Genomic DNA, 6484 nt, shown 5'->3' on the forward strand with positions numbered 1-6484 from the left:
CCATCTTCCGGTGTCGACCGGCGGCTGGTCGTCGCTGACCCCGCGCACGACGGCGCCCGTTTCGATCCCGTCGCGCACCGCGACCGCGACGCCTGCGCGCCCCTTGATCTCGCAGGGCCAGGGAATCGCTTTGTATCCCTCCCCGACGAGCGGCGCCACGAGCTCTTCGGGCGCCCTCACTTCCTGGAGGAGCAGCACGTCGGCCTTCGCGGACGCGATCCACTCCCCCATGCCTTTGCGGGCCGCGGCGCGGATTCCGTTGACGTTGCACGTTGCTATGCGCATGTCTTCCTTTCGGCGATGTCCACGACGTTGGCCAGAAGCATCGCCCGGGTCATGGGCCCGACCCCGCCGGGGTTGGGCGAGAGCCAGGCGGCGACCTCGGCCACGTCCGGGTGGACGTCGCCGACGATGCGGGCCTTCCCCGTTTCTGGGTCGACGATCCGCGAGACTCCGACGTCCACGACCGCGGCGCCGGGTTTGATCCACTCGGGCGTGACGAGGCGGGCCACGCCCGCCGCCGCGACGACGACGTCGGCGCGGCGGACGATTTCTTCCACGTTTGCGGTGCCGGTGTGGCAGTTGACGACGGTTGCGTCGACGCCCCGCCGGGTCAGCAGCAAGCCGATCGAGCGGCCGACGGTGACCCCGCGGCCGACGACCGCGACGTTCTTCCCCCGCAGCGACACCCCGTGGCGGCTCAGCAGCTCGAGGATTCCCGCGGGCGTGCAGGGAAGGGGCGAACGAATTTCGCCGCCGACCGACAAGACCAGCCTTCCCAGGTTCGTCGGGTGGAGGCCGTCTGCATCCTTGTTCGGATCGATGCGCTCGAGGACGGCGTTCTGATCGACTCCCCGCGGAAGCGGCAGCTGGACGATGTAGGCGGTGCACGCCGGGTCGGCGTTGAGCCGCTCGACGGCGGCGACGATCTCCTCCTGCGAAGCCGACGCGGGCAGATCCTCGCGGATCGACTCGATGCCGACCTCCGCGCAGTCGCGATGCTTGCCCGCCACGTAGGACACCGATCCAGGGTCCTCGCCCACGAGCACCGTGCCGAGCCCGGGCGCCTTCCCCTCGGCCCGCAGCGCCTTGACGCGCTCGGCGAGCTCGGCCTTGATCGCGGCCGCGGTCGCTTTGCCGTCCAGCTTGCGCGCGGCCGGCGACCCGCCCTGACCCGCCTCGGGGACGCCGCCCGTCATTTGCGCACCTGCTCGAGCCCCTCGTACAGCGGGAATTCGTCGGTGAGCCTCTTGACGCGCCCGCGCAGCGCCTCGACGTCGGCGCCCCTCCCGGCGATGAGCGCCGCGGCGAGGATGTCGGCGACCTCCTCGAACTGGGCTGCCCCGAAGCCCCTGGTGGCGAGCGCCGGCGTTCCGATGCGCAGCCCCGATGTGACGGCGGCCGGGCGGGGGTCCCACGGCACGGCGTTTCGATTGACGGTGATGCCGACGTCGTCGAGGAGGTCCTCGGCCTGCTGGCCGTCCATGTCCGAATTCCGCAGGTCGACGAGAACCAGGTGGACGTCGGTTCCGCCGGTGACGAGGCCGACTCCAGCCGCGGCGACGTCCAACGCGTTCAGCCTTTCCGCGAGGATCTTCGCCCCCTCGACGGTGCGGGCCTGCCTGTCTTTGAACGCCTCGGTTGCGGCGATGCGCAGGGCGACGGCCTTGGCGGCGACGACGTGCATGAGCGGGCCGCCCTGCTGCCCGGGAAAGACGGCGGAGTTGAGCTTTTTGGCGTAGGCCGAAGAGTCGCGGGAGAGGATCATTCCCGAGCGGGGGCCTCCGAGGGTCTTGTGGATTGTCGTCGTCACGACGTCGGAATGCTCGACGGGGTTCGGGTGCAGCCCGGCCGCGACCAATCCGGCGAAATGGGCCATGTCGGTCCACAGGAAGGCTCCGACCTCGTCGGCTATCTGCCGGAAGGCCTCGAAGTCGAGCTGGCGCGGGTAGGCGGACCATCCGGCGATGATCATCTTCGGCCGGGCGGCAAGCGCCTGCTCGCGGACCATGTCCATGTCGATGCGATGCGTCTCGGGATTGAGCCCGTAGGCGGCGATGTTGTAGTTCTTGCCGGAGAAGTTGATCCTCATCCCGTGGGTGAGGTGCCCGCCGTGGGCGAGCTGGAGCCCCATGACCGTGTCGCCGTGAGAGAGAAGGGCGTGGTAGACCGCCGCGTTGGCCTGCGCGCCGGAATGCGGCTGGACGTTGGCGTATTCGGCGTCGAACAGGCTCTTCGCCCGTTCAATCGCGAGTGTTTCGACCTTGTCGACCTCTTCGCACCCGCCGTAGTACCTCCTGCCGGGATACCCTTCGGCGTACTTGTTGGTCAGCACCGAGCCCTGAGCCTCGAGCACGGCTCGCGGCACGAAGTTCTCGGACGCGATCATTTCGAGCGTCCCACGCTGCCTGGCCAACTCCGCCTCGAGCACGGCGGCCACCTCGGGATCGACGGCGGCGGCCGACTGGTCGAAATCCCTCACTTTTCCTCCTTCTTTCGGCATCCCTTCAAGGCTACCGGATGCCTCCGACACAATCAGCAAAGACGTGGGCGCCAGCCCGCCCTCAGGCGTCGATCGGCTAAAACCCCGACATCAGTCGCGCGAAAACAGCCGCGTAAGAATAGTAGAGAAGAACGCGTTCCTAATCCTCCGCCCCAAATCGAATGCCAACGCGGCCGTCATGATCAGCGCCTGCCATTCCGATGAGACGCCAGGGGAAAACTCCAAAGAAACGCGGATGCCTTTGCGCGTGCGAAAGTCCCCGGCGGCGATTTTGGCCTTCGACTCGAGGGAGACGACCTCGAACCGACGCAGGCCCTTCATGCGAAACTCCATCGGCTTGCCTTCGGTCGGGACAATGACGATTTTCGTGATGAACGTCGTTCTTACTCTCACCTCCGCCAAGGGCGAGCCGTCTGGGCCGACAACCGCGTAAAGTGCGCGGACCTCTTGAGGCTTCAACGTTTTTCGGGTGATTCGTGCCCGAAGGCCGATGCGCGGACCTCCTATGTCGAAGTCGCGAAAGGCTCTGAAGAAGCGCGGAGCTTTCCTTTCCGCCTCAACTATTGCGCCCAGTTCGTCTCCATTTTCGTCCTCAATGACGAAATCGTTGGAGGAGAAGGACTTTTTCCTTCGCATGACGACCACCTCGCCCCGCGTATCCGGCATGCCTTCCGTCCCCGGGACGGGCGTTCTCTCCGCGAGGGGCCTTTCGTCCGCCCGGATTTCTTCGTCTGCGCGACGTTCGATGTTGCGTTCTTCGTTGTTCATGTGCGTTCTCCGCCATCCATTAGTTGTTCTGTCATTTCCTGGACTTTGCCCAGGTTTTCATCATACCCCTGGGGAGGCGCGGTCCTTTGGGAAGCATTCCCCGCCACAAGGAGAACACGTCGATCAATTTCCAAGAGCAATTCAATCAACTCTCAAAAGCGCTTCGCCCGCCCTATCTTCCCCCGTGTCATATCAAAGCCCTTTCGCCACAGATTTTTCTCGAGAACTTGCCTCAAACTTTCCTCGGGGATGCGAGGGCAGTCCGCGGACCTGCGCACAGGATTCGTCCAGACTAAGACTGTTTAATCGACTGCATTGCATTCTTTCGACTCGGCAATGGGAACACGATGAAATACATGTCGACACGGCCGGGCTCCCGGCTCGCCGCCCCTCTTCTGTGCGCTGCGCTCGCGGCCTCTCCCGTCCTCGCCGGATGCGCCGGGGACTCTTCTCCCGGCGGGGTGCCGAGCAGCGTTGCCTCAGGCACAGGAAAATCGGGCGGGGCAGCCAAAGAGACGCCGATCGCGCTGCGTCCGTCGCCCGCACCGGCCGGATACGCCAAAGCGGCGCAGAGCGATTCGACGGCGGCCCCGGCGACGTCAAGCGCGTCGGACGCGGCCGGACCCTCGGCGTCGGCCTCTTCGACGTCGGCCCCGTCCTCCTTCAAACCCTTCCAATTCACCGAAATACCGAGCTCCTATCGGCGCGAGGCTTCAAAGGCCGGGCGGCTGGAGACGATCGAGTATCGCACTTCCGACCCCGAAAAGCCGGGAACGACGATCACGAAAAAGGCCGTCGTCTACCTTCCTTACGGGTACCGCGACAATTCGTCTCAGCGCTACAACATCCTGTACCTCATGCACGGTTCGCAGGGGAACGAGCGCACGTGGCTGGGAACGCAATCCAATCCGACCACGGCCAAGAACATTCTCGACCACATGATCGCCGACAAGCGCATCTCGCCGACGATCGTCGCGATGCCGACCATACGTCGGGGAAGCGACCGATTCTCCTCGACCTTCCCGGCTTTCCCGACAGAGCTGACGAAGGACGTCATGCCCGCCGTAGAGGGCAAATATCGGACGCACGCGACGAACACGACCCCCGAGGCCTTCGCCGCCTCCCGGGGGCATCGCGCTTTTGGCGGATTCTCCCTGGGCGGAGGCGCCACATGGTCGGTCTTCCGCAGCAATCTGAGATATTTCGAGTACTTCCTTCCCATCAGCGGGATTTACAGGGGCAGCGTCTTTTCGCGGAACTACGATCCCAGCCAGGGGGTTGAGGACCTTGCGAACGTCGCTCAAAAATCCGGCGCCGGCAGGAGGGGCTACTTCATCTTCGCGGCGACGGGAACCGATGACAGCGTGGGGCCTTACATGACCAAAATGGTGGACAGGATGCTTGAGGAGAGAAAGGCCTTCGACTACACGGACACGAGTTTCGCCAACGGGAATCTCACTCTCCTCGTCGTGAACGGGAAAGGCCACAACTACACGTCCGCCCACACGTACCTGTACAACGCCCTGCCGTATTTCTTCCGAGCGGGGTGAGACCGCCTTCTCTTGCCGAGTGTGAGACTGCTTGTCTCCGCTCGGCCCGGAACTTTCTTCCGCTCAACGTGAGACTTCTTTCCTCCGCTCAACGCGGGACTTCTTTCTTCCGCTCAACGTGAGACTTCTTTCCTCCGCTCGGCCCGGAACTCCGTTTCTTCCACTGAAGGGCCCGAGACGGCGTTCTTTTGCCGCCGACGACGCCGCGCCCGGGTGAGTCTGCAACGCCGTGCCCGGGCAACGCGGCGATAAGTGATTTAAACTTAACTCAGCGCTTTAAAATTAACCTGCTGCTTTAAAACTAATCTTCTGTTTTAAAGCCATCCAAATTAAAGCCATCCAGATCTTTTAAACTTAACTCATTGGGGCGCAGCGCAGTTTCAAGGCCTTCACTAGGTCCGTTTATAGCTTTCAGCGGTCCGTTTATGGCTTTCGCGCAGCCCGTCAGTCGACGGCGCGCTTTTCGATCCGCTCCGGATCGCCTTTTCAATCCGGGATTGTTCTTTTCACTCTCCGGGATCGGCCCCGGCTGCGCCGTCGTCGGCGGCCTCGGATTCGAGGACGACGATAGCCTGGGCCACCGGGCCGTCGTGGCTGAGCGAGACGTGGATGCGGGCCTGGCCCACCGAATTGGCGAAAGCCTCTGCCACATCGGCGTGCAGCGCGAGCCCTGGCCGATGCCAGGCGTCTGTGACCACCTCGATCTCGTGCCACGCGACCTCTCCGAGAACCGGCGGCCGACCCTTGAGCGCGGCGCTCCAAGCCTTGATGAACGCCTCCTTCGCGCCCCACCGCGCGGCCAAACGCTCGGCGACGTTGGCTCCAGCGGCCTCGCGGCGTTCCCGCGCCGTGAATGCCCTCCCGAATGCCGTTCCGGGCAGTTCCAGCTGTTCGCGGAAAGCTGCGACGTCGACGACGTCCAACCCGACACCGAGAATCATCGGATCCTCTCCCCCGTCATCGGCACAGGCTCTCCTTCATGCGGCATGAGCCGAAACAAACGGACGGGGCAAGGCGAAGGCCGCCCTGGCGCGCCCGGACGACGGCGCGTCTCGCCTCCCCCGAAGCGCCGCAGAGGCGAGCGCACAGACGCCCCCTGTCGGCCGCGGCTGTCGAGAGGGCAAACCCGCAAACCCAGGCTGCTGCCGACCGCCCGAATCGGGGGTCGGCAGCAGCCTGGTCGCCGCTCAGCCGTCACTCCTCGCCGTCGGCCCTGACCCGCGGGTAGAAGCCGTCGGCGCCGAGGCGGGCGCCGGGATCGAGCAGCATCGCGGACTCGTCCTCGTGGACGTCGCCGGCGAAGCGCCTGTCCTTGACGCCCTCGAAGAGCTCGGCCTTGCCGAGCATGGCCTTCTCCAGGCGAACCGCGCCCGCATGGGTGCGCGCGTCGGCGCGCCTGCGCCATTCGTCAGCGGCCTCGTCTCCGTGCGCGCGCGCCACGGCCGCCTCGAAGGCGTCCGGCGAAGCCAGCGCGATGAAGGCCGAGACGTGGCCAAAGCCGAGCGAGGTGATAAGGCCCGCCTTGACGCCCTCGTGCTGGAACGGCGAACGCAGCCACACGAGATAGGGGTCTTCCTCGAAAACGGGGTCGAGGCAGTTGAGCGCCTTGTTGCCCGGGATCAGACCGCTGGCGAGGATCTGCGTCAGTCCGGCGAGCTGGAAC

7 protein-coding genes are annotated in these 6484 nt (G+C 65.0%); 1 reads left to right on the top strand and 6 read right to left on the bottom strand.

The features are described 5' to 3' along the window. The 4 genes from ACO48X_RS05965 to ACO48X_RS05980 all read right to left on the bottom strand — a co-directional run. Nucleotides 1-285: endonuclease/exonuclease/phosphatase family protein (locus ACO48X_RS05965; protein ID WP_485001200.1), on the bottom strand; the 285-nt coding region annotated here is incomplete at its 3' end. Next, the gene (locus tag ACO48X_RS05970) at nucleotides 276-1199 is read right to left on the bottom strand and encodes a bifunctional methylenetetrahydrofolate dehydrogenase/methenyltetrahydrofolate cyclohydrolase (protein WP_485001201.1); all 924 of its coding nucleotides are present in this window, start codon (nucleotides 1197-1199) and stop codon (nucleotides 276-278) included. The genes ACO48X_RS05965 and ACO48X_RS05970, both read right to left, overlap by 10 nt. After that, nucleotides 1196-2503, bottom strand: coding sequence for a serine hydroxymethyltransferase (glyA, locus tag ACO48X_RS05975; RefSeq protein ID WP_485001202.1), 1308 nt, complete (start codon nucleotides 2501-2503; stop codon nucleotides 1196-1198). The genes ACO48X_RS05970 and glyA overlap by 4 nt, the downstream gene beginning before the upstream one ends. A gap of 90 nt (nucleotides 2504-2593) precedes the next feature. Further along, a complete protein-coding gene (locus ACO48X_RS05980) occupies nucleotides 2594-3271 on the bottom strand; it encodes an LURP-one-related/scramblase family protein (RefSeq protein ID WP_485001203.1) in 678 nt (225 codons plus the stop codon). Nucleotides 3272-3627: 356 nt separating this feature from the next. Between ACO48X_RS05980 and ACO48X_RS05985 the strand changes: the two genes are divergently transcribed. Then, nucleotides 3628-4821 (top strand): alpha/beta hydrolase, encoded by a 1194-nt coding sequence (locus tag ACO48X_RS05985; RefSeq protein WP_485001204.1) that lies wholly within the window; start codon nucleotides 3628-3630, stop codon nucleotides 4819-4821. A gap of 506 nt (nucleotides 4822-5327) precedes the next feature. Here the strand turns inward: ACO48X_RS05985 and acpS are convergent. Both acpS and ACO48X_RS05995 read right to left on the bottom strand, forming a co-directional pair. Further along, nucleotides 5328-5762 (bottom strand): holo-ACP synthase AcpS, encoded by a 435-nt coding sequence (gene acpS / locus ACO48X_RS05990; RefSeq protein WP_485001205.1) that lies wholly within the window; start codon nucleotides 5760-5762, stop codon nucleotides 5328-5330. Nucleotides 5763-6015: 253 nt separating this feature from the next. Further along, nucleotides 6016-6484, bottom strand: a 469-nt coding sequence (locus tag ACO48X_RS05995) for a hypothetical protein (protein ID WP_485001206.1), incomplete at its 5' end; no start/stop codon positions are given.

The organism is Peptidiphaga sp. (assembly GCF_057238965.1).